The sequence below is a fragment of the Dyadobacter endophyticus genome (assembly GCF_014641595.1).
GTDB lineage: Bacteria > Bacteroidota > Bacteroidia > Cytophagales > Spirosomataceae > Dyadobacter > Dyadobacter endophyticus.
Genome location: NZ_BMIA01000008.1, coordinates 80911 through 103847, shown reverse-complemented (window position 1 = coordinate 103847; position 22937 = coordinate 80911). Strand labels below are relative to the sequence as shown.

18 protein-coding genes are annotated in these 22937 nt (G+C 48.4%); 10 read left to right on the top strand and 8 right to left on the bottom strand.

All coding sequences use genetic code 11. The features are described from left to right. Positions 1 to 732 (top strand): LytR/AlgR family response regulator transcription factor, encoded by a 732-nt coding sequence (locus IEY24_RS31685; protein WP_188939324.1) that lies wholly within the window; start codon positions 1 to 3, stop codon positions 730 to 732. A 60-nt stretch (positions 733 to 792) separates the two neighbouring features. Beyond that, on the top strand, positions 793 to 2160 hold the full coding sequence (locus IEY24_RS31680; protein WP_188939308.1) for a hypothetical protein: 1368 nt from the start codon (positions 793 to 795) through the stop codon (positions 2158 to 2160). Positions 2161 to 2218: 58 nt separating this feature from the next. Here the strand turns inward: IEY24_RS31680 and uvrA are convergent, their stop codons facing one another. Continuing rightward, positions 2219 to 5071 (bottom strand): excinuclease ABC subunit UvrA, encoded by a 2853-nt coding sequence (uvrA, locus tag IEY24_RS31675; RefSeq protein ID WP_188939307.1) that lies wholly within the window; start codon positions 5069 to 5071, stop codon positions 2219 to 2221. A gap of 326 nt (positions 5072 to 5397) precedes the next feature. Between uvrA and IEY24_RS31670 the strand changes: the two genes are divergently transcribed. The 3 genes from IEY24_RS31670 (at position 5398) to IEY24_RS31660 (ending at position 10729) form a co-directional block, all read left to right on the top strand. After that, positions 5398 to 8655, top strand: a complete 3258-nt coding sequence (locus IEY24_RS31670) for a SusC/RagA family TonB-linked outer membrane protein (RefSeq protein ID WP_229223376.1) — start codon at positions 5398 to 5400, stop codon at positions 8653 to 8655. A 34-nt stretch (positions 8656 to 8689) separates the two neighbouring features. Next, entirely contained in the window at positions 8690 to 10453 is a 1764-nt protein-coding gene (locus tag IEY24_RS31665; RefSeq protein WP_188939306.1) for a RagB/SusD family nutrient uptake outer membrane protein, read from the top strand. 111 nt (positions 10454 to 10564) lie between these two features. After that, a complete protein-coding gene (locus tag IEY24_RS31660) occupies positions 10565 to 10729 on the top strand; it encodes a hypothetical protein (protein WP_188939305.1) in 165 nt (54 codons plus the stop codon). Here the strand turns inward: IEY24_RS31660 and IEY24_RS31655 are convergent. The 3 genes from IEY24_RS31655 to IEY24_RS31645 all read right to left on the bottom strand — a co-directional run bounded on the left by IEY24_RS31655 (position 10726) and on the right by IEY24_RS31645 (position 13156). Continuing rightward, complete coding sequence (locus tag IEY24_RS31655) at positions 10726 to 11334, bottom strand: IMPACT family protein (protein ID WP_188939304.1); 609 nt, start codon at positions 11332 to 11334, stop codon at positions 10726 to 10728. The genes IEY24_RS31660 and IEY24_RS31655 overlap by 4 nt on opposite strands. Then, on the bottom strand, positions 11324 to 12511 hold the full coding sequence (locus IEY24_RS31650; protein ID WP_188939303.1) for an MFS transporter: 1188 nt from the start codon (positions 12509 to 12511) through the stop codon (positions 11324 to 11326). The genes IEY24_RS31655 and IEY24_RS31650 overlap by 11 nt, the downstream gene beginning before the upstream one ends. A gap of 168 nt (positions 12512 to 12679) precedes the next feature. Further along, positions 12680 to 13156 carry a DUF6934 family protein gene (locus IEY24_RS31645; protein ID WP_188939302.1) on the bottom strand — a complete coding sequence of 159 codons (477 nt, stop codon included), beginning with the start codon at positions 13154 to 13156 and terminating at the stop codon, positions 12680 to 12682. Between the two features lie 112 nt (positions 13157 to 13268). Here IEY24_RS31645 and corA point away from each other — a divergent pair, with 112 nt between their 5' ends. Both corA and IEY24_RS31635 read left to right on the top strand, forming a co-directional pair. After that, positions 13269 to 14213: a magnesium/cobalt transporter CorA gene (gene corA, locus IEY24_RS31640; RefSeq protein WP_188939301.1), complete on the top strand. Its 945-nt coding sequence runs from the start codon at positions 13269 to 13271 to the stop codon at positions 14211 to 14213. Positions 14214 to 14596: 383 nt separating this feature from the next. Continuing rightward, complete coding sequence (locus IEY24_RS31635; protein ID WP_188939300.1) at positions 14597 to 15583, top strand: glycosyltransferase family 2 protein; 987 nt, start codon at positions 14597 to 14599, stop codon at positions 15581 to 15583. On the opposite strand, the gene IEY24_RS31630 is transcribed toward IEY24_RS31635, so the two are convergent. Then, positions 15570 to 16604 carry a glycosyltransferase family 4 protein gene (locus IEY24_RS31630; protein ID WP_229223375.1) on the bottom strand — a complete coding sequence of 345 codons (1035 nt, stop codon included), beginning with the start codon at positions 16602 to 16604 and terminating at the stop codon, positions 15570 to 15572. The genes IEY24_RS31635 and IEY24_RS31630 overlap by 14 nt on opposite strands. Positions 16605 to 16648: 44 nt before the next feature. Then, positions 16649 to 17443 (bottom strand): FkbM family methyltransferase, encoded by a 795-nt coding sequence (locus tag IEY24_RS31625; protein WP_188939298.1) that lies wholly within the window; start codon positions 17441 to 17443, stop codon positions 16649 to 16651. Between the two features lie 255 nt (positions 17444 to 17698). Here IEY24_RS31625 and IEY24_RS31620 point away from each other — a divergent pair, with 255 nt between their 5' ends. Then, positions 17699 to 18694: a ribonucleoside-diphosphate reductase small subunit gene (locus IEY24_RS31620; protein ID WP_188939297.1), complete on the top strand. Its 996-nt coding sequence runs from the start codon at positions 17699 to 17701 to the stop codon at positions 18692 to 18694. A 126-nt stretch (positions 18695 to 18820) separates the two neighbouring features. On the opposite strand, the gene IEY24_RS31615 is transcribed toward IEY24_RS31620, so the two are convergent. Next, positions 18821 to 19273, bottom strand: coding sequence for a regulatory protein RecX (locus IEY24_RS31615; RefSeq protein ID WP_188939296.1), 453 nt, complete (start codon positions 19271 to 19273; stop codon positions 18821 to 18823). Between the two features lie 121 nt (positions 19274 to 19394). Between IEY24_RS31615 and IEY24_RS31610 the strand changes: the two genes are divergently transcribed. Both IEY24_RS31610 and IEY24_RS31605 read left to right on the top strand, forming a co-directional pair. Continuing rightward, positions 19395 to 20210 carry a metallophosphoesterase family protein gene (locus IEY24_RS31610; RefSeq protein ID WP_188939295.1) on the top strand — a complete coding sequence of 272 codons (816 nt, stop codon included), beginning with the start codon at positions 19395 to 19397 and terminating at the stop codon, positions 20208 to 20210. A 143-nt stretch (positions 20211 to 20353) separates the two neighbouring features. After that, positions 20354 to 21574 carry an NAD(P)/FAD-dependent oxidoreductase gene (locus IEY24_RS31605; protein WP_188939294.1) on the top strand — a complete coding sequence of 407 codons (1221 nt, stop codon included), beginning with the start codon at positions 20354 to 20356 and terminating at the stop codon, positions 21572 to 21574. 24 nt (positions 21575 to 21598) lie between these two features. On the opposite strand, the gene tyrS is transcribed toward IEY24_RS31605, so the two are convergent. After that, a complete protein-coding gene (gene tyrS / locus IEY24_RS31600) occupies positions 21599 to 22894 on the bottom strand; it encodes a tyrosine--tRNA ligase (RefSeq protein WP_188939322.1) in 1296 nt (431 codons plus the stop codon). Positions 22895 to 22937 lie beyond the last annotated feature (43 nt).

Genomic DNA, 22937 nt, shown 5'->3' with positions numbered 1-22937 from the left:
GTGACGTTAGAATGCATCGCCGTCGACGACGAACCGCTGGCACTTGGACTGGTATGCGCATTTATCGAGAAAACGCCGTTTCTGAGCCTGGCAGGCAGGTATTCAAGCGCCGTGGAAGCATTGCAGATGATCAACAGCAAGCCTATCGACGTCATTTTCCTGGATATTCAAATGCCGGACCTTACCGGTATCGAATTGGCAAGAGTGCTTGAAAAAGCCGGGCACAAAGCGCCGAGGATCATTTTTACAACCGCATTTAACCAATACGCACTCGATGGTTTTCGCGTAGACGCCATTGACTATCTCCTAAAACCCTTTAATTATGAAGAGTTCCTCCGTGCTGCATCCAAGGCGCAGACCTACGTAGAGCTGGTTCGAAAAGCCTCGTCGGCCGGCTCATCGGAGCCGAAAGACGAGTACTTATTCCTGAAAGTGGAATACCAGCTGGTACGGATAGCCTACGACGACATTTTGTACACGGAGGGACTCAAAGATTATGTCAAAGTCCACCTTAAATCGGATCCGAAGCCCATTCTCTCGCTCACGAGCTTGAAAGCACTGGAAGAAAAATTGCCCGCCTCGAAATTCATGCGCGTGCACCGGTCGTTCATCGTCAATCTCGACAAAATCAGCGCCGTTACCCGGAATACCATCCAGATCGGCGCGACTTCCATTCCCGTCAGCGAACAATATAAGGAGGCATTCAACCAGTTTTTGAGTAAGTGGATGTAACCGAAGGTGTTTTTTACTTACTTTGGTGATTGGTAATTGACTCATCAACCCGACGTAGCCGTGAAAAGACTTCTTCTCCTGTTATCCGCCTCGCTGATATTTTTCCTCGCCTGTCACAAAGAACAAAAAGACGCTACGGAACCACAGCCGGAGGAGATTAAAGTTACGCCACTGACCGACCCGGCTTTCATACAATATATCGAAGTAGCCGGTGCGGAAAAGATCACATTCGACTCCACGCTGGATGCTTATCAGATCACCCTTGAATCCGGTCACAAGGCCGATGAAATTGGTATTCAGTTCAAATTGTATCCCGGTACCTACCTCAACTGGAGCAATACGAGTTCAAACACATTGGTTGATTTCACATTCAAGAACAAACCACCGTTGCGCCTGGAAATCACCACGGCATTCGGGCAAACCAAAACCTACGAATTTTACGTAAAACATCCTGGTCAGTTAAAGGCCGCCCTCGAAACGAATGATGACTTTCAGCTTACGAGCGCCAGCGGGTTCGGGCTATCGTGCGACCTCATCACCGGTATCGGCACCGTTCCAGAGAGCCCAGGTGCCGAAGCCAAGCTGACAGCCGTACTTACCGATGCCAGTACAGGAAAGCAAATCGTAGGAAATACATGGCTCAATTCGATTTATTTTGAAAATGTCAGCCAATTCGAAAAATCCACTCAGTTGAGCGTCGTACTCCGCTATGGCGACAAAACTTTCGAGTTGACCAAAAACCGGAAGTTATTGCCGTTGCGCTCGCTCGTGTACTTGTTCGGAGATTATCCGCTTTTTTCAGCTGCGCCGCTCAACAAGAAAATCCCGATTTCAGGAGCCCGCTTCTCACCGAAAGCCATTTACAAAGTGACAGTTCAAAGCGATTTTCTGTTAAACTCGGTCACCATCCCCGCTACTTTCAGTGATTCCGCATCACTCAGCTGCACGCTGCCGTCGGGCATCCCCGATGGTTCTTATAATATCAGCATTTTCGAAAATGATACTTTGGTAAAATCGCTGGTGCGCGTCATTGCCCGAAATGAGAAGGAAAATGCAGTCGGTCAGATATGGACCTCGCAAAATGAATATTTTATCAACAGCCTGCCCTACTATAATGCAAGAAGGATAACTGCCGAAAGAGGCCAGGTTATTTATGTAAACCCCTTCCCGGGAGTACTCGGCAGGATGTATTCTCCATTCGACCCAAACCTGACCCTGCCCGATTTACAGCTGAAAAACGCGGGAAACTCCATTACATTAAAAGCAGTAACGAAAGCTGACCCATCCTTCGCTGATGGCACTTTTCGCATTTATTACGGACAATATACGCTGCCTACCGACCTTGCACCCGGCTCATACGAAGCCCGGCTTTCGTATCCCGATAAGTCGGTATCGATGCCCTATTGGAACAAAATTGAAGTGCGCTGAATGCATAACGCCCGGCATTATGACAAGTACCGGGCGTTATTATGATGTGCTAAAAAGTCTATTTCAATTCCTGCTTCAAAAAGTAGCCCGTGAAGCTATCCTTTACCTTCGCTACCTTCTCGGGCGTGCCTTCGGCGATAATACGGCCGCCTTTCGCACCACCTTCCGGGCCCACGTCGATGATATGGTCGGCCACCTTGATCACGTCGAGGTTATGCTCGATGATGAGGACCGTATTTCCTTTTTCAACCAGTTTATTCAAAACATTGAGCAAATGGCGGATATCCTGAAAATGCAGCCCGGTGGTAGGTTCGTCAAGTATATACAGGGTTTTGCCGGTATCTCTTTTCGATAGCTCTTCCGATAATTTCACACGCTGCGCTTCACCGCCCGATAATGTGGTCGCATGCTGGCCAAGCGTAATGTAACCCAAACCAACATCGTTTAATGTCTGCACTTTGCGAAGCAGTCTCGGTTGGTTTTCAAAGAATTCCAATGCGGATTCTACGGTCATATCGAGCACGTCGGCGACGGATTTCCCTTTGAAACGCACTTCCAGCGTCTCGCGGTTGAAGCGTTTGCCTTTACAGGTTTCGCAATTGATGTGCACATCGGGCAGAAAATCCATTTCGATCTTCTTCATACCCGCGCCTTCGCAGTCCTCGCAACGGCCGCCTTTCACATTAAACGAGAAACGCCCCGGCTTGTAACCTCGGATTTTTGCCTCCGGAAGCTCCGCGAAAAGCGTCCGAATGTCCGTAAACAGGTTGGTATAGGTGGCCGGGTTGGAGCGCGGTGTGCGGCCAATCGGCGACTGGTCTACTTCAATCACCTTATCGATATGTTCGAGCCCTTCGATAGATTTATAGGGAAGAGGTTCCCTCCTCGACTTGTAAAAATGGTGATTCAATAGCGGAAACAACGTTTCGTGGATCAGCGATGACTTGCCGCTGCCGCTGACGCCCGTCACACAGATCATCGTTCCCAGTGGAATTGAAACCGAAACATTTTTGAGGTTATGACCTGTACAGCCTTTTAAAGCAATGAAGTCTCCTTTGCCTTTCCTGCGTTTTTTGGGTACTTCAATCGCTTCCCGACCGGCCAGGTAATCGGCCGTCAGCGAGCCATTTTGCAGGAACTTCTCCGGCGTTCCGGCTCCTACTACGCTTCCGCCATGGCGGCCAGCGCCGGGACCGATATCGAGAATGTAATCCGAGGCGAGCATCATGTCCTTGTCGTGTTCCACCACTAGGACCGTGTTGCCCAGGTCGCGCAGGCTTTTAAGCGAATTAATAAGCCGCACATTATCCCGCTGGTGCAGGCCGATGCTTGGCTCATCCATAATATAAAGGACCCCTGTGAGCTGGGTACCGATCTGCGTCGCGAGGCGAATGCGTTGTGCCTCACCGCCCGACAATGTCCGCAATGCACGGTTCAATGTCAGGTAGTCGAGCCCCACATCGAGCATAAACCCGACACGCTTGCGGATCTCCTTCAACACTTCATGTCCAATCACACGCTGCTTTTCTTCGAGGCGGTCTTCAAGGCCTACGAGCCATTCCGCCAATTCGCGGATATCGCTGTCAGCCAGGTCGGCGATGTCTTTTTTATCTATTTTAAAATGCAATGACTCCTTCCGCAAACGCTTGCCTTTGCATTCGGGGCAGGTTTGGGTTACCATAAAATCTTTCAGCCAATCCTGAATCTTTTCATTCCCCGATTCCTGCTGTCGTTTCAAAAAGTTGATGATTCCGTCGAATTTGGTTTCCCATTCAGTACCCGGGTATTTCTTCGAGGGTACGGGAACCGCTTCTTCACTGCCGTATAGCACCAATTTTAAGGCTTCCTCGGGAAATTTTTCCAGAGGGGTCGCGAGCGTGATCTTGTATTTTTTAAGGAGTACTTCCAATTGCTTGAATATCCACGCCTCGCGGTACTCGCCCATTGGCGCAATGCCTCCACGACTGATGCTCAGCGATTTGTCGGGAATGATGGAGTCCTCCGTAATCTCTTCGATAATGCCCAGGCCCTGGCAGGTAGGGCACCAGCCATAGGGTGAGTTGAATGAGAAAGCATTCGGCGCCGGATCGTCGTAGCTGATCCCCGACTCGGGGTCCATCAGGTTTTGGGAAAAATAATGCGTGTTGGCTTTGGCATCGAGCACCATTAATGCGCCTTTACCCTGCTTGATGGCCGTCGCTACCGACTGGCTCATCCGATACCTTGATTGCGCGTCCTCTTCTTCCTTCTTCGGGATCACACGGTCGATCACGATCTCAATGTCGTGGACCTTGTAGCGATCGAGCTGCATTTTGGGCGTAATGTCCTGCACTTCGCCGTCGACACGGACTTTGGTGTAACCCAACCGGGCAATCTGCACGAAAAGCTCCCGGTAATGCCCCTTCCGACCTTTAACTGCTGGTGCCAGCAGCACGATTTTCTGCCCGAGGAACTGGGTCATAAGCTGGTTGACGATCTGATCCTGCGATTGCTTGATCATCCGCCGGCCCGTCACGTACGAATATGCCTCACCCGCACGCGCGTATAGCAGGCGCAAGAAGTCATAGATTTCCGTCACCGTTCCGACAGTCGACCGCGGGTTTCTTGAAGTCGTTTTCTGCTCGATACTGATCACCGGCGACAGCCCGCTGATCTTGTCCACATCCGGCCGCTCCATTTCACCGATAAAGCCACGTGCATAGGAGGAGAAACTCTCCATGTACCTGCGCTGGCCTTCCGCGTAAATGGTGTCGAATGCAAGGGACGATTTTCCGCTGCCACTGATGCCCGTCACCACCACAAGTTTGTTGCGTGGAATCGCTACGTCGATGTTTTTGAGGTTGTGTTCCCGGGCGCCTTGTACTTCAATGAGATCCTGCTCTGTTACTTCGAGGCCATTTAAATATTCCAAAATCCTGATGGTAGTTTGTGAGTTAGTCTGTAAATGAAGCTGTAATTCTGATAACCACAAAAATACACTTTGAGTTGCAAATTTTCTCGCACGCTACCGCTCCTGTATGTAATTCAGAGATTGGTTTTTTCCAAGATCAGTAGCAATAATGCAAACGATTGCATAATAAGATTTTTCAAAGAAAAAATATTTTGTAACCGGTAATATATTTATATTAAATATGAAAATATTCCTAAAAACGATCCTCACATGTGTCCCATATTTCTATATTTGACAGTATATTGACATTTAGTAATACATTTTTAACATCATCCCCAACTCAATTTATGAACAAACATTTACTAGTCCCGCTTTTCCGGGGTGTCATGATTATGCTGTTCGCAATAGCAGCTCATCTGTCCTACGCCCAGGATCATCAGGTCAAGGGTAAAGTATCCTCCTCTGCTGATGGAACCGGTATTCCCGGTGTGAACGTGCAACTGAAAGGAACGGCTGTCGGTACTGTAACCGACGCTGAAGGCAATTACGCCGTCGATGTGAAAGGCAGCGGTGCTGTCCTTGTCTTTTCTTCGATCGGTTTGATTAAAAAAGAAGTAGCTGTCGGAAACCAGACGAGCATTAACGTGTCGATGGAAGACGATATCAAGAACCTGAGCGAAGTGGTTGTAACCGGTTACGCGGCACAGCGTAAGAAGGACATTACGGGCGCTGTAACGGTTATCAATCCCAAGGAACTGACATCCGTTCCAAGCGCGAGCGTAACACAAATGCTGCAAGGCCGGGCTTCCGGGGTTACCGTCGGAAATGACAACTCTCCCGGAGGTGGAACGATGGTCCGTATCCGTGGTTTTGGTTCGATCAACAACAACAGCCCGCTTTACGTGATCGACGGCGTGCCTACACAAGGTACATTGAACCAGATCAACCCGAACGACATCGAATCCATGCAGGTATTGAAAGATGCGTCTGCGGCGTCTATCTACGGTGCGCGGGCAGCGAACGGGGTGGTGATCATTACTACCAAAAAAGGGAAGACCGGCGCACCCAACATCACTTTCGATTTTTACACCGGCTCACAGCGCCCGGGCAAGATGCTCGACCTGCTGAACACCAAAGAACTGGGCCAGTACCTGTACGAAGCTGACCTCGGTGCGGGCAAAAACCCGTCGGTGACATCGCCTTCCGCACAATACAAATTCGATGAAAACGGCAACCAGACCATCGCCGACTACATTTATCCGAACGTATACGGCGAACTTCCCAGCAATTATACCTACACCAACGACATCGCTGACCCTAACCTTGGTAAAACCGCATTCAACATTACGAAAGCGAACAAACAGGGAACCGACTGGCAGAATGAGATCTTCGATCCCGCATCGATTTCAAATTACCAGATCGGCGCTTCGGGTGGTTCGGAAGTAGCTAAATATGCACTGTCGGCCAATTACTTTCAGCAGAATGGTATTTTGAGATATACGAAATACAAAAGGTACTCGATCCGTGCCAATACCGAATTCAAAAAAGGCCCGGTAACTGTGGGTGAGAACTTTACTTTCTCTTACGACCAGAGACAGGGGATTACCAACAACGATGAAAGTAACCCGATCATGTTCGCGATCCGCGTGCACCCGATCATCCCGGTGTTCGATATCACAGGCGGCCCGAAAGCATTGGGCGGAACGAATACTTCCGATTATAACGGATTTGCAGGAAGCCGCGGTAGCAACCTCGGTAACGCACCCAACCCGCTGGCGCGTTTATACCGCGAGAAAGACAACCTCACGAAAGGGACGCACGCATTCGGTAACGTGTTCGCACAGATCGACATCCTTCCAGGCCTGTACGCCCGTACCAGCCTTGGTGTTGAATACAACCAGTTCAACCGCTCGGAATACTTCCACCGTGATATCGAAGCTGCGGAGGCGAGAAATGCCAATAGCTTGAACGTGATCAACAACGTCGACCGTTCGTTCACCTGGTTCAACACATTGAACTATGCCAAATCATTCGGCGTACACAGCTTCAACGTGCTGGCGGGTATGGAAGCTGTGAAAACTTACGCGGCTGAATTCCGTGCAAGCCGGAGTTCATTTGCATTCGACGACCTCGACTACCGCTACCTCGATGCGGGTTCGGCAGCTGGTTTGAGCAATGCCGGTCCGGGTGCAACGGAAAGTGCGCTGTTCTCTCAGTTCGGAAAAGTGAACTATTCATTTAAAGAACTCCTCCTTGCCGACGTAACCATACGCCGTGACGGATCGTCGCGCTTCTCGGCCGCCAATCGTTACGGTGTCTTCCCTGCATTCTCGCTGGGTTTACGGATGACCGAGCTGGGTTTCATGAAGCCCGCTAAGTTCGTCGACGATTTGAAAGTCCGCTTTGGCTGGGGTAAAACCGGTAACCAACTCATCCCTAACGTTTATAACGCTTATACGCTTTATGCAGCCGACCCGCAAAACAACGCCTATGACATCAACGGCACGGGTACCTCTATCGTAGGCGGCTTTGACCTAGTTCAGTTCGGGAACTCCAATGGTAAGTGGGAAACCAATACCTCTACCAACATTGGTATCGACGCGACCTTGTTCAACAGCAAACTGGAAGTGGTGCTCGACCTTTACAACCGCGTTACTTCCGACATGCTGACGCAAATCGCCATTCCAAGAACCGCCGGTTCAGGTACGATCCCTTACACCAACATCGGTGAAGTACGCAACCGTGGTGTGGACCTTGGATTGACTTTCCGTGATAAGAAAGGTGACTTCAACTACATGGTGGGTGTAAACTTCGGCCACTACAAAAACGAAGTGCTGAAACTGAACAATGACCCGAATGCGACTATTTTCGGTTTTACAACGCGTCTGCCGGCTATGTCCGCTACGAAGGCCGGTTTGCCGATCGCGAGCTACTATGGTTATTTTGTGGATGGCGTAATCAAAGACCAGGCAGAAGCTGATGCCGCTCCGAAATTCGGATCCTATACAAGAGAAGGTACTTTTAAATTCCGCGATGTGAATGGCGACGGTGTTATTACCGCGGCCGACCGTACCATTATCGGCAGCCCCCACCCCGATTTCAACTATGGTATCAATGTGAGTGTCGGCTACAAATGGTTCGATTTGACATTGTTCGGACAAGGCGTGCATGGCAATCAGATCTTCAATTATGTGAAGTACTGGACAGATTTCAACGTATTCCAGGGTAACCGCTCGAAAACCATGCTTTACGATTCCTGGAAAAAACCGGGGGACAATGCAAAACTGCCGCGCCTGAACTCAGGTGATGCTACCAGCCAGCAGGTCTCGTCCTACTTCCTGGAAGATGGTTCATACTTCCGTTTGAAAAACATCCAGTTGACATTCAATTTACCTTCATCGTGGCTGAAAAGTTTGAAACTGGGATCGGCTCAGGTCTACGTTCAAGGACAAAACCTGTTTACATTCACCAAATACACAGGACTTGACCCGGATATTAACCTGAGAAGATCGGGCGAAAACAACCAGGATACCCATATGGGTGTTGACGAAGGCTCCTACCCTGTGGCCAAGTCGTTCCTCGGTGGCTTGCGTTTCAATTTCTAATTCTCCATTGATCTTCATTAGACAGAACCATACAATGAAAAAGACATTATTAATATGCATGTTGGTCGGCCTGAGCTTCTCCTGCTCCGACGATTTCTTTGATCTGAAACCCCAGGGGCGTGCGTCGAAGGAGCAGCTCAGCAACAAAAACGGTGTAAATGCGCTGCTCATCGGCGCTTATTCACTGCTCGATGGTGTGGGCGCTGGTAACACAGGTCGCCAATCGACGATTTCGAACTATGTTTTTGGTGGTATCAGCAGTGACGACGCCGTGAAAGGCACCGATGCCGGCGACCAGCCGGAGCAATCGTTCATCGAACAATACAACTGGCTTTCCGACAATACCTATTTCCTCGGTAAATGGTGGCATTCCTACGATGGTGTTGCCCGCGCCAACGAGACGATCCAGATTGCAGGAAGTCCAGACGTGAAAGACATGACCGATGCGGAAAAGACCCAGGTAGTTGCAGAAGCACGTTTCCTCCGCGGCCATTATCACTTTGAGGCCAAGAAAATGTGGAACAACGTACCTTTTATCGACGAAAAGATTTACAATGCCGGTGATCCTAATTCGACAAAAGTCCCTAATACCGAAGATATCTGGGCTAAAATCGAAGCCGATTTCCAGTTTGCAGCTGATAATCTCCCTGCAACACAGGCTCAGAAAGGCCGTGCTACCAAATGGGCTGCCAAGGCATATCTGGCCAAGGCACTTCTTTTCCAGAAAAAATGGGCCAAAGCCAAAGAATTGCTGGACGATATTGTTAAAAACTCCGGCAAAAAGCTGGTAGCGAACTACCACGACAATTACCGTACAGCCGGCAACAACAACAGCGAATCGATTATGGAAGTACAATTTTCTGTAAACGATGGAACGAACGGTAATAACGGTAACGCAGGTGACAACCTGAACTGGCCCTATTCGGCAACCGCTCCGGGACGCGGATGCTGCGGTTTCTACCAGCCGTCACACAACCTGGTGAATGCATTCAAAACCGAAAACGGGCTTCCTATGATCGGAACTGCCGCTGACGGCACATTGGATACTTACAATAAAGTGGATTTGCCAAACGACGAAGGAATCGTTGCTTCGGCGACATTTACGTTGGACAAGACCGTTCCTGTTGATCCCCGCCTCGACTGGACCGTCGGCCGCCGGGGTGTAAACTTCCTGGACTGGGGCCCTATGCCAGGTTCGACCTGGATTCGTGACCAGGCGTACGCGGGTCCATTTACAGGTAAAAAATGGATGTATTATCTGGCGGAAGAAAACAGCACCACCCACTCGACCAGCAAGCGGAATGTTAACAACAACTACCGCCTCATTAAGTTTTCGCACGTGTTGCTATGGTTGGCTGAATGTGAAGTAGAACTGGGTAACCTGGCAGTAGCTCAGGATCTGGTAAACCAGCTCCGCATCCGGGCAAAAACCGGTTCGGTACAGGACGAATCCGTTACTTATAAAGTGGAACCATATCCGGCAGGGGCTTTCGCTGCAAAAGGTGCCGATTATGCGAGAAATGCGGTACGGATGGAACAACGTCTCGAATTTGCGATGGAAGGCCACCGTTTCTTCGACCTTGTACGCTGGGGCATTGCCGAAAAAGTACTGAACAAATACGCGGCGGAAGAAGCTGTACCGGGCAAAGAGCCATCGGGACGTACGTTCAATAAGCGGGGCTACATGGCAGGTAAAACTTTCACGCAGAAAAACCTGTACTTCCCTCTGCCACAGGACGAAATCCTGAACAGCCAGGTAGACGGAAAGCCTACTTTGACTCAAAATCCCGGATATTAATACCGGTGTAACTCACTAATGCACCCACAAAAGAGCCGGCCTTCGCGCCGGTTTTTTTGTGCATTGCGAAACAATGAAATACTTTTGAGAAAACATTCAACTCCTGCGACGATGAAAATCACAAATGAAAGCGAATACGAAAAAGCTTCGGAACGGGCCGAGGAACTATTCGATGCAAAAAAAGGCACTCCAGAGGAAAAGGAACTTCAAGAACTCCTGAAAGCGATCAAGGACTACGAAGACGATTTCGTGCGAATGCTTCGTGAAAACAACTAATCCGTCAGTTCTACGGATAGGCCTTCAGTCTTTTCCGAGCGCGTCATAAACCGCTCGACGAGCGTGGAGCGGACTTCTACTTCCAATGTGCACTGCATTTCAAATACCTGCTCACGCACCGGCAGCTCCATTTCTTTCACAATCCGCATGACCTCGTTCATTTGCGGGTACTGGAATGACAGCCTGTATACACTGAAGTAATGCCGGGTGACGATCGCTGCAACATCCAATGCCGCCTCGGTAGCGGTTTTGTAAGCGTTGATCAACCCTGGCACCCCGAGCAATGTCCCGCCGAAATACCGGACAACCACAACGAGCACATTCGTAACATTCCTCGAATATAATGTATTGAGAATCGGACGCCCCGCTGTCCCCGATGGCTCACCGTCATCACTCATGCGGTAACTCATTCTGTCTGCTCCCAGGCGGTAGGCATAACAATGGTGGACCGCTTTGGGATGCAGCTCGTACAGATCGGCCAGGCGTGATTTGGCTTGCGCGTCATTCTCGACAGGGTAAGCATATGCCAGAAATTTGCTTCCCTTATCCTTGAAAAAGCCTTCCGCCGGTTCGGCAATGCTTTGGTAAGTATCGTCAAATAACACGGGCGCGACGCTTTTTAAACTGATAAATAACTACCGTATAAGAAAGTGCCGCCATTGCAAATGCCGCCATACAGAAAAATACGAGCGGGAGGTTCTCGCGCTGGTTTTCAAACAACTCCGCAGAAAGAAATGCGCCGAGGCCAATGCCTGCTTCCAGAGAAATGAACATTGTCGCGATCGCGCGACCACGATTATGATCGCCGCTCAGATCGACCGTCCAGGCAGAAAGTACCGGCGAGAGAATACCCATCGATACGCCAAAGAATGCAGCGCCTGTGAGGAACATCGCCACCGACCCGGCAAAGCCTGTCAGTACCATCGCTATAATGAGTACAATACATCCAACGATCGTAACAGGCATCCTACCGTGGCGGTCGGATATTTTCCCGGCGAAGAGGCGCACCATGATGGACGAGATCGTAAACATCATGAAATACAACCCCCGGTTCTGCAAACCCAGGTAACCGCTGAAATCCGGCGTGACGGTAGCGACGGCGCCGAATCCAAAATAGCAAAGGAATGTAATCAGTGCCGGGCTGAATACATCCGGCTCGAAAATATCCCGCCGGGTGATTTGAAATGATTTTAAAGTGAGCTTTTGTTTTTCCTGCAAAGTCTCCTTCATATTCAAAAGAATCGCGATAGAAAGAAATGCAAGGAGCGATGATGTGTAAAAAAGTGCATTCAGAGAAAATTCCTGGCTGATCATGCTCCCTATCGCTGGTCCGAACGCGGAGCCTACGCTCATGCACATCCCATGTATGCCCATTGCTTCCCCGCGCCTGCTCGCGGGTACAATGTCGGCAACATAGGCCGCCGTGCCTGTTGGCTTGAAACCTGTCGAAAATCCGTGGACGAGCCTCAAAAGCAGAAAAGGCATCACCGTGGTGAAAATCGGATACAAAAACCCGCACACAAAGCACACCAGCGACCCGAAAGCCATTACGGGAACCCGCCCGATGCGGTCGGTAAGCCGGCCGCTGAATGGCCTCGAAAGCCCCGCCGTCAACGTAAAAAGACCGATGATAGCACCTTTGTACTCTGCCCCGCCCATACTCGAAAGATACGCCGGGAGTTCGGGGATCAGCATATTGAAGCTGGAAGAGAAGAGAAACGAGCTAAGGCCCAGCAACCAGAACTGCGTCGTCAATATTCCGGGAGAAGCGGTGTTTTGCATCGCACAAATTTACGACACTTTCCAGAATGAGCGGAAAATTACTTCGACTTATCAGCGAGTTCCTTTAAATAGGGCGCAAGTACTCTCTTCGCCTCTTCGACTTTGCGCATGATGAACGGGTCGTTTACCCGTCTTTTCAAGTTTGGATCTACGATAACTTTCGATAGATCAAAGATGTCCTTTTTGTTGGCTCCTGGCTTCATATGTGTTCTCAATATGGCTTATCAAAAAAGCTTCGCAGTGCATACTACTCTGAAACGGCTCTGGTTTGCCCTTCACTATACCCTTAATATCAAAAACCTCAGACCAATGCTCGGCTTCCCGGCTTAGGATCGCACGGTACAGTCGGGTCCTTGAAGGTGAGCTTCCTGCGAAATACACTTGCTGGTTGGGATACGCACCCAAAAATACAATGACTATCTGAACTACGGTTGCCATAACTTTTCGCATATCGCCGTTGTTGCTAGTCACCACGTCATTAAAATCGTGGCCTTCGTGCAAATCCCCAAAACCCAAATTGTAAATATCTGCTCCAATCTTTTCAAACTGCACTGCTTTCGGAATAGTCCGTTCCTCCGAGCGGCTTTCGAAATAATAAAACAAGTAATCCTCCGACGCCCGGAACTGGTAAAATTTCTCTTTCACAGTGTGTGTATTAAAAGAATACAAGTTAGCTTTAACCGTCGAGCGCTCCAAGTCAATGCAACACCGATGAACGAACGGTTAAGCGTATGGCTTTTTTTCCCAACTTTAACGCATGGTACGCATATTCTATAAGGAAGGCCGAGTCATTAAACGCGAAAACGACATCCGCGAGCTCGGGAAGATCCCGAACCTCGTGTGGGTGGATTTGCAGTCTCCCAGCGCGGAAGAGGAAGAATGGGTGGAAAACAAGTGCAATATCAGTTTTCAAACACCCCAGGAAATCGTTGAGATCGAAAGTAGTTCGCGGTTTTTCGAACAGAACGAGACGATCAACGCCAATTCCAACTTCCTGAAAATAGATCGTGAGGGCTACGAAACTTACCCGGTTTCGTTCATCCTCAATCAAAACGTCCTTTTTACGTACCGTCGGGGCGATTCGAAAACCTTTGCCGACACGGTTAAGAAGATGAAAGTTGGTCCGGACGGCATCCAGGGCGGCGTCGATTTTATGCTGCTGTTGCTCGAAACACGCATAGAAGCCGATGCGGATGCGCTGGAAGGCATTTCCAAGGACATTTCTGCCATCAGTAAGGACCTTACGCACGAGCAGAAAACACGGCAGGAAGTCCTGATCCGCATCAGCGGTTTGCAGGAGATCACGATGATGCTCCGTGAAACGAGTATCGACAAGCAGCGCGTACTCTCCGGCATCCTTCGAAGCCAGTATTTCCCCGAGGACCGGAAGGAACACCTTCGCATTATTCTCAAAGACATCAATTCCCTCCTCGAATACACAACCTTCAATTTCGAGCGGCTCGAATACCTGCAGAACACCTTCATGGGTCTGATCAATCTCGAACAGAGCCAGGTAATCAAAATCTTCACCGTGGTGACGATCATCTTCATGCCGCCGACGTTGATAGCCGGTATTTTCGGCATGAACTACCAGCACATACCCTCTACCGGTGAACCGTGGGGATTCTGGCTTTCGCTTCTGCTGATGGTCTCTTCTTCTCTCGTAGTCCTTTGGTTTTTCAGAAGAAAAAAATGGATTTAGAAGAGAATTTACCACCCGTTTTTATTTTTTACGATGATTATACGTCGCGGGTACAATTTTAATGTAATCTTTATTGTTCCAAGTGAATGCAATAAATATTACGCCGTAGTGTTAGTATAGAAGTTATATTTCCGCCACTTGGTTTTGCACCTGGTGCTATCGACCCTCTTCCAACCATTTCCCTAACAACAGAGTCATAAGTCCAGGCGGCGTAGCTCAAAAAACGCTGGCTTGATATTTGTACAAAAAATATCCGCATGGATATGGAAATGAGCTATATAATTTCACCAAAGGAGAAGATCATGAACGCCATCCTGTTACGAGGAAGTATTAAAGAATCGGGTATTAACAAAACGCTCAACTAACTGGATAACCGATTATATATGAAAAGTATATCAGTAGTAATTCCCAATTATAACGGAAAACACCTGTTCGAAAAATATTTTGAGCATAATTATAAAGTCCTTCAAAAACTTGAAACAAGTGTTCAGATTATCGTAATCGACGATGCATCCACCGATGAATCTGTTGCATATTTACAAGAACATTACAACGATAAAATCACGCTGATTCGCAAAGATACTAACTCAGGATTTTCGGATACTTGCAATATAGGCATTCAGAATGCCACCAATGACCTGATTTTTCTCCTGAATACCGATGTAACCCTTGAACCAGGTTACATGGAAAAACTCTACAAATATTTCGAGTTGAAAGACACTTTTGGTGTTATGGGTAGGGTTATAGGCATGAACGATGATTTGATTCGCGAAGCAGCAAGAGAGCCTAAAATTTCGGGGAGGAAAATAAAATCGTCGGATTTCTTCCATTTGCAAAACATCAACACATTTACTCCAACATTTTATTTGTCGGGAGCAATTGCATTAATGGATACACAGAAACTGAAAGCCATTAATGGCTTCAATGAAATGTTTAATCCCTATTATGGCGAAGATCAGGAGCTTTCGATCCGGGCTTGGAGATTGGGCTGGAAATGCTATTATGAACACGATGCTGTTTGCCGGCATGAAGTTTCAGCCAGTACCAAAAACCATAATCATAAAAAAGCAATCAAAAGAATCCATTTCAGGAACCGCTATTATGTTCATTACCTGCATTTACAAGGAATGGATTTAAAATTGTGGCACTTACAGATTCTCCTTTGTGATGTATTACTCGGTCTTCTCACACTGCAATTTTTCAAAGTGGAAGCTTATTGGGATTTCTTCAAGAATCGGGAAAACCTGCAAGCGAAGAAAGTGGCTTTTAACAGGGAAATGAAGAAGCACCACTCAGAAATCGGCATTATCGATGTGATTAATAACTTCCGGATGATGCTAAAATATCAGCAGGTTATTAAACTGAATTAGCAAGACTTCGATATAACTCAAGGTATTCCGAAGCAGCCCTGTCCCAGGAAAAGAATCTGGCCCTGTCCTGGATTCTTTCCCTGGGCTTTGTTTTATTATAATGTTCGAGGCTCGTATTCAACACATTGCGCATGTGCTCCGGCTCGAAGTTATCAAAATAATACGCACAGTCCCCTCCGATTTCCGGCAACGAGGTGCAGCGTGACAGGATCACCGGCTTGCCGTAATACATCGCCTCGATCACCGGTAACCCAAAACCCTCTGCAATCGACGGAAAGACGAAAGCCGCACAGTTACTGAGATACCATTTCTTGTCGTTCTCGGAGATGGGCCCAGTAAAAACCAGCCTGTCGAGCACATCGAACTTCTGCGCTTCCCTGATAATTGTCTTTTTATATTCCTGGCTGCTTTCGATACCCGCTATAACCAATTTAAAATTGCTACCTGCCAGCAATGCAGGCAGCACGTGGAAGTTCTTCTTTCCCACAATCGTACCTATGGTAAATAGAAATGGCTGTTCCACCGGGTTTTCAGGCTTAAATATGATGCCCGAATCCTCGATATTGCAACCATTATAAATCACGGACGTCGGCTTGTCTCCTAATTCAAGGTACTTTCTTAAATCTTCCAGAACATAAAATGAAATGGCCACAATATGATCGGCCCTGTCGATTTTGAGCTGCAATCGGTTCAGGTACTTTTTTATGCGTTTTTCGGACCGGTTTCCATCATAAAGAAAATTCAGGTCATGGACCGTTAAGACCACCGATACTTTCTTGCCGAACGGAAAATATCTCGACCCCTGGTAAGTACAATGCCAGATGTCGACAGATTTGGTATCCGGAAAAAACAATTTGTGAATAAAGTGCTGGGAAACGTAATTAGCATTTTCTCCGAATGCATGTTCTGCGGAAGTTGGCAAATAAAAAGCGATCTTCTCTTTGTCGTCGCCCACTTTTTTCAAAATGGAATTCCCCAATTGAAGGCAGTAATGATAAAGCCCGGTATGAGGGTGCCTCATCCTTTCGCAATCAATCAGAATTCTTTTCAACATAAATTGATCATTCATTTTTTGCAAGCATCCAGGGCATAACAAAAACCGTTAATGGATGTGTAAGTCACCTCATACCCCAACTCACGAAGATACCGGGTAAATGTTTTTATATTAAATTGGCTATCAATATCATGCACTTCTATCAGCATTCTTTCAATCCGGCGGATCATATCCGGAGAGGTATTCAGAATAATGTCGTACTCGCTTCCTTCACAATCCATTTTCAACAGATCGATCTTCACCTTCGGCATACCGGCTATAATATCCGAAAGCGAAATCGCACGTGTCCACAGCTCTTTTGTATTACCAATATCAAACCCCTTCAACGATGAAGCAACGACCTGATTATCTTCGGTATCCTGTGTGTAGAGACGCAACGTTTCGCAGGGTGTCCCGGTCACGGCAACGGGATTGATAATCACGCTCTTATCAAACTCGCGATTGAAGGAGGCAACCGAACGCATTCGTTCGATATTACTGCTTAGAGGCTCATACGCATAAATTTGGGCATTCTTTGTCTTAGATAAAAGCAATATATCAAAAAAACCGGCGTTGGCGCCGATATCGATAACCAGCGGATCATCCGGCAGTACGCGCCTCAGGGCCTCGATGTTGTACACGTCGGCCATAAAAATTTCTTTGAATACTTGATAGAGGCTAGGCGGGACTTCGAACCTGAGTTTGTTGGGTTTAGTGACAAAGTGTAGCGTCCTGCCACGGTCGCGGAACTTATCGAAAACATATTCCGAGGGGTTGCGGAGATGACGAAACAAATTGACGTACCTCCTCAGGCCTGTGACGGGCATAGGTCGTTATTTTAATATTTGCGGGGTAGAAATCCAAAGCACTACCCACCTGCATTATACCCACAGGCTCATTCACATGACTTTAATAATTATCGGGCGGGGCGTTTCGGGTTTTCTAACGGCCTCATGTCGGTAACTTTGTTTGAATTTTAGCCCAAAGCATGTAGCTTTGTTTTCTTCCGGCCCGGCTGTCAGAGCCAACGGCAAGTAATAACGTTATATCATTCTGATCGCAGTAAAATACTCTAATCAACTATGTCACAAGAACTTACCAGACAGGAACCCCTGTTGACCGAAGATCCCTTGCGGTTTGTTTTGTTCCCCATCAAACATTCCGACATATGGGAAATGTACAAACGTCATGAGGCTTCGTTCTGGACCGCCGAGGAAATCGATTTGTCGCAGGATATGAAGGACTGGGAGAATCTGAACGATGGTGAAAGGCATTTCATTTCCCACGTACTGGCATTTTTTGCGGCATCCGACGGGATCGTCAACGAAAACCTGGCTGTCAATTTTCTTAGCGAAGTGCAATATGCGGAAGCCAAATGCTTCTACGGTTTCCAGATCGCGATGGAGAACATCCACTCCGAAACCTATTCCCTGCTGATCGATACTTATATTAAAGATCCCGTTGAAAAGGACAGACTGCTGCGGGCAATCGAGACCATTCCCTGCGTGCAGAAAAAAGCCGATTGGGCATTGAAGTGGATAAATAGCCCTGTTTTTGCGGAGCGCATTATCGCTTTCGCGGCCGTAGAGGGAATTTTCTTCTCGGGATCATTTTGTTCGATATTCTGGCTTAAAAAACGCGGCCTGATGCCGGGACTTTCGTTCTCCAACGAGCTGATTTCCCGGGACGAAGGCTTGCACTGCGAATTCGCATGTTTGCTCTATACCAAGCATATCGTCAATCAGTTGCCCCAAGAACGCGTGATCGAAATCATGCTGGACGCCGTGGCAATCGAAAAAGAGTTCGTGAGCGAGGCACTTCCCGTGTCGCTGATCGGCATGAATGCAGAATTAATGAAGCAATACATTGAATACATCGCCGATTTCTGGCTCGAAAGACTCGGCTGCCCAAAACAGTTCGGCTCGGCCAACCCGTTCGACTTCATGGAGCTGATCTCGCTTCCGGGCAAGACCAACTTCTTTGAAAAACGCGTGGGAGAATATCAGAAAGCGGGTGTAATGAGCGGTGTGAAAGACAAAGAGTCGGCACACAGAATCTCGTTCGACTCTGATTTCTAATAAATTAAAGAAAGAACTTCGCTCGGAGTGTTACTGTCACCCTGAGCGGCGTCGAAGGGCATTTGCGTGATGCAATTACCCTTCGACTCCGCTCAGGGACATCGTTCCCGCCTATTACTACAACCTTTATAACTCCCCCAACTCCTTCCACACCAGTTCGCTTTCATACCCCTTCCCGAGCGCGAACCTCGCCAGTTTTTGTTTCAGTTTGAAAGGGTCGGTCTCTGTTTTCGACAACAGATCCCGCTTCTTGGAAAGCAACTCGCGCAACCCGGCTACATAATCCTCGTTGCCGATCTCTCCCATTCCTTTTTCAATGCTATACGTGCTGAGCCCCCGGCGGTTGAGTTCCTGCCTGATTTTCATACGGCCCCAGTTTTTGACCCTGAACTTGCCGCCGGCATATGTTTTTGCAAACCGTTCCTCGCTGAGGTAATTCATGGAAATAAGCTCGGCAATGATCTCGTCGGCCTCGTCGCCCCACACATTCCATTTTTTCAAGCGCTGCTTCACCTCGTCCTGCGTCCGTTCCTGATAGGCGCAATAGGAAGCCGCTTTTTGCAGAATAAGCCGGTCCATGAATGCTATTTTTATTAAATATTCTTAACACCGTGCAAGATTAAGGAAATATCACGGACTAATACCTATTTTTGAAAGTACAAGAAACCCCTGTTTCCATTTTATTTAAACCCCTAAAACCATGACTTTCCAGAGACGGTCTTTTCTTAAACTCCTGCCTGCATTATCCGGAATCACCTACCTGTCGGAACCCGTAAAAGCGCAACCTGCCGCTAATATCTCGCTGCGGTTCATCGTCGCCTCCGACGGACATTACGGACAGGCCAACACCGAGTTTAAGACTTTCCATTCGGACCTGGTAAGCTGGGTAAACCGCGAAAAGCTGCAAAAAGGCGTGGATTTTCTCTTTCTGAACGGCGACCTCATCCACGACGACCCAACATTGTTATACGATTTCAAGAACACCATCTCGAACCTCAGCGTGCCCTATTACGTGAGTCGCGGCAACCACGACAAAGTGGGACTGGATGTGTGGCAAAGCACCTGGGGATACCCTACCAACCATAGTTTTGCCAAGGGGGAATATGCTTTCGTGGTAGGTGATACTTCGAATGAAAAAGGGGAGTACGTGTGCCCGGACGCGACCTGGCTACGCAGCGAAATCGCTAAGTACAAAGACAAAAAGGGCATTTTCGTGTTCCTGCATATTACTCCGGCCAAATGGACGGTTAACGGTATCGAATGCAATGAAGTGATCGAACTCTTCGAAAATACGCCAAATCTGAAAGCGATTTTTAACGGACATGACCACGACCAGGACAGCACGAAGATCTACGGCAAAAAGCCTTATTTCTTCGACGGCCATTTCGGCGGCAACTGGGGAACCGCATACAAGGGCTACCGCATCGTTGAAATCTACAACGACCACACCTGGCAGTCATACCAATACAACCCGACCGCCGCGCCGGTTTTGAATACGTTTTCCGGGAAGAGCTAATTGAGATTTAATATTCAACGGCTTCCTCGTTTAATAGGCGTATCAGATTTAAGTATTCCTTTTCCATAAAAATATCAGTGCATTCCAAACCTCCTGGTACAGAATTTTAACCACCTGATCCATTCAGTTAACAAAAACTCTCGATGGATCTACTCAGTGGGCAGCCTCATTGGTTTTACAAAAACGGGGCGATGCATGCTTACCCTGCTTTGTCAGAAAACCTGACAGCGGAAATAGTCATCATGGGCGGCGGCATTACCGGTGCGTTACTGGCGTGGCATCTTACACAAGCCGGTTTCCCCGTGGTGGTGCTGGAAAAACGGCATATCGGAATGGGAAGCACGTCCGGTTCCACGGCATTGCTTCAATACGAGATCGACACCATGCTCACAGATCTTATCGGTATGGTCGGAGAAAAACATGCCGTGCGCAGCTACCTTTTGTGTGTGGAGGCTATTCATAAAGCCCGCGAAATTGTGGACTCATTGCAGGTCAAAACCGGCTTTTCGCTTGTAAAGAGTGTGTATTACGCGTCCCAAAAAGAGGAACTGCCGCTGTTGGAAAAAGAGTACGAGGCACGGAGAAAGATCGGTATCGATGTTGAGTGGTGGGACCAGGCCACATTGCGTTCCCATTTTCCCGGCATTCGCAAAAGCGGCGCCATCCTCTCGCACGAAGCCGCGCAGGTAGATGCGTACGCGCTCACGCATGCGCTATTGCAGGAGTGCATTCAGAAGGGTGCGCGCGTGTATGATACAGTGGAAATCACCGACATCCGACATGAGCGGGTCGGTGTCACCCTGGTGTTGGACAACGGCAACATCGTCAAAACAAAGAAATTGATTGTTGCCGCAGGTTATGAGTCACAGAAGCTGGTATCGCACAACTTCGTGCGCCTGCATTCTTCCTATGCGATCGTCAGCAAGCCTATGCCCGAAAAGGAAGAACTGTGGTACGGGAATGCGTTGCTGTGGGAAAGCGCCCGTCCTTATCTGTACTTGCGCACAACCGCGGATCACCGGGTGTTGATCGGCGGTAAGGACGAAATGTTCCAAAGCGCCATTAGAAGGGACAAACTGCTAAATAGAAAGTCCAAAGAACTGGAAAAAAATGCCCGCAGCATGTTTCCCGATCTGCCCTTTGCTACCGATTACAGCTGGTGCGGCACTTTTGCGGAAACCGAGGACGGTCTTCCATTTATCGGAGGTGTCAGGGAGCACCCGAATACCTATTTCGCATTGGGATTTGGCGGGAACGGCATCCTGTTCAGCGTCATCGCTGCCGGGATCATCACGGATCTTATTGCAGGAAAGAAAAATAAGGATGCCGCTATTTTCAGCTTCGACCGGCTTGGTAAGGCATAATCGCCTGCCAAGCCGGTCGAAACATCATATTACCTTGATCAAATGGTTCTTCTTACCTTTTGAAATTAACAAGAACTTGTTTTGCAGCAATGCGAAATCGCTCAAAGGCTGTTCGGCTGAACTAACTTTCGATTTATTCACACTCACCGCATTCTGCTGGATCGCGCGGCGTGCCTCGCCTTTGGAAGCATACACTTCCGAGCGGGTCACAGTGGAAACCAGGTCGGTAATATTAGCACATTCGTCCCATTCCCGACGGCTGATCTCAGTTTGCGGCACACCATCGAACACTGCCTCGAACTCATTTTCCGCAATGCTTTGAAGCGTTTCCAATGTCGCTTTGCCATATAAAACTTCCGATGCCTTCAACACGAGGTCATAGGCCTTTTGCGAGTGAATACGGATCGTCAGCTCCGATGCCAATGCTTTTTGCATAATACGCAAATGCGGCTCGGCAGCGTGGCTCGTTTCCAATGTTTCAATTTCCTCCCGGCCTTTCAGCGAGAACACGCGCAGGTAACGCGGCATATCGTCGTCGCTCTGGTTGAGCCAGAATTGGTAGAACTGATAAGGCGACGTCCGTTCCGGATCGAGCCAAATGTTTCCCCCCTCGCTTTTCCCGAACTTGGAGCCGTCGGCTTTGGTAACGAGCGGCGTGGTCAATGCGTAGGCCTTGAAATAGCCCTCTTCATCGCCTTCCTTGCGGCGGATGATCTCCGTACCGGTCGTAATGTTACCCCATTGATCCGAACCGCCCATTTGCAGCCGGACATTTTTGTTTTTATATAAATGATAAAAATCGTAACCCTGCAAGAGCTGGTAGGAAAATTCGGTAAACGAGATACCGGTTTCCAGGCGCTTCTTCACAGAATCCTTAGACATCATATAATTGACACTCAAATACTTACCAGCATCGCGCAGAAACTGCAAAAAGCCGATATCCTTGAACCAGTCGTAGTTATTGACCATTTCAGCGGAATTTTCGCCGGAATCGAAATCCAGGAACGATTCCAGCTGCTTGCGGATACCTTCCTGATTGATCCGCAATGTATCTTCATCGAGGAACGACCGTTCGGCCGCCTTAAAAGATGGGTCGCCAATCATCCCTGTAGCACCTCCCACCAATGCGATCGGCTTGTGACCTGCGCGTTGGAAATGCACCAAAAGCATAATGGTAGCCAGGTTACCAATGTGCAGCGAAGGAGCCGTTGGGTCGAAACCGATATATCCGCAAGTCATCTCCTTTTGAAGTTGCTCATGCGTCCCCGGCATCATGTCGTGCAGCATGCCCCGCCAGCGTAGTTCCTCTATAAAATCAATCGCCATTCTAAAAACTGTTGCTTATTTCAAAATCGACCGCAAA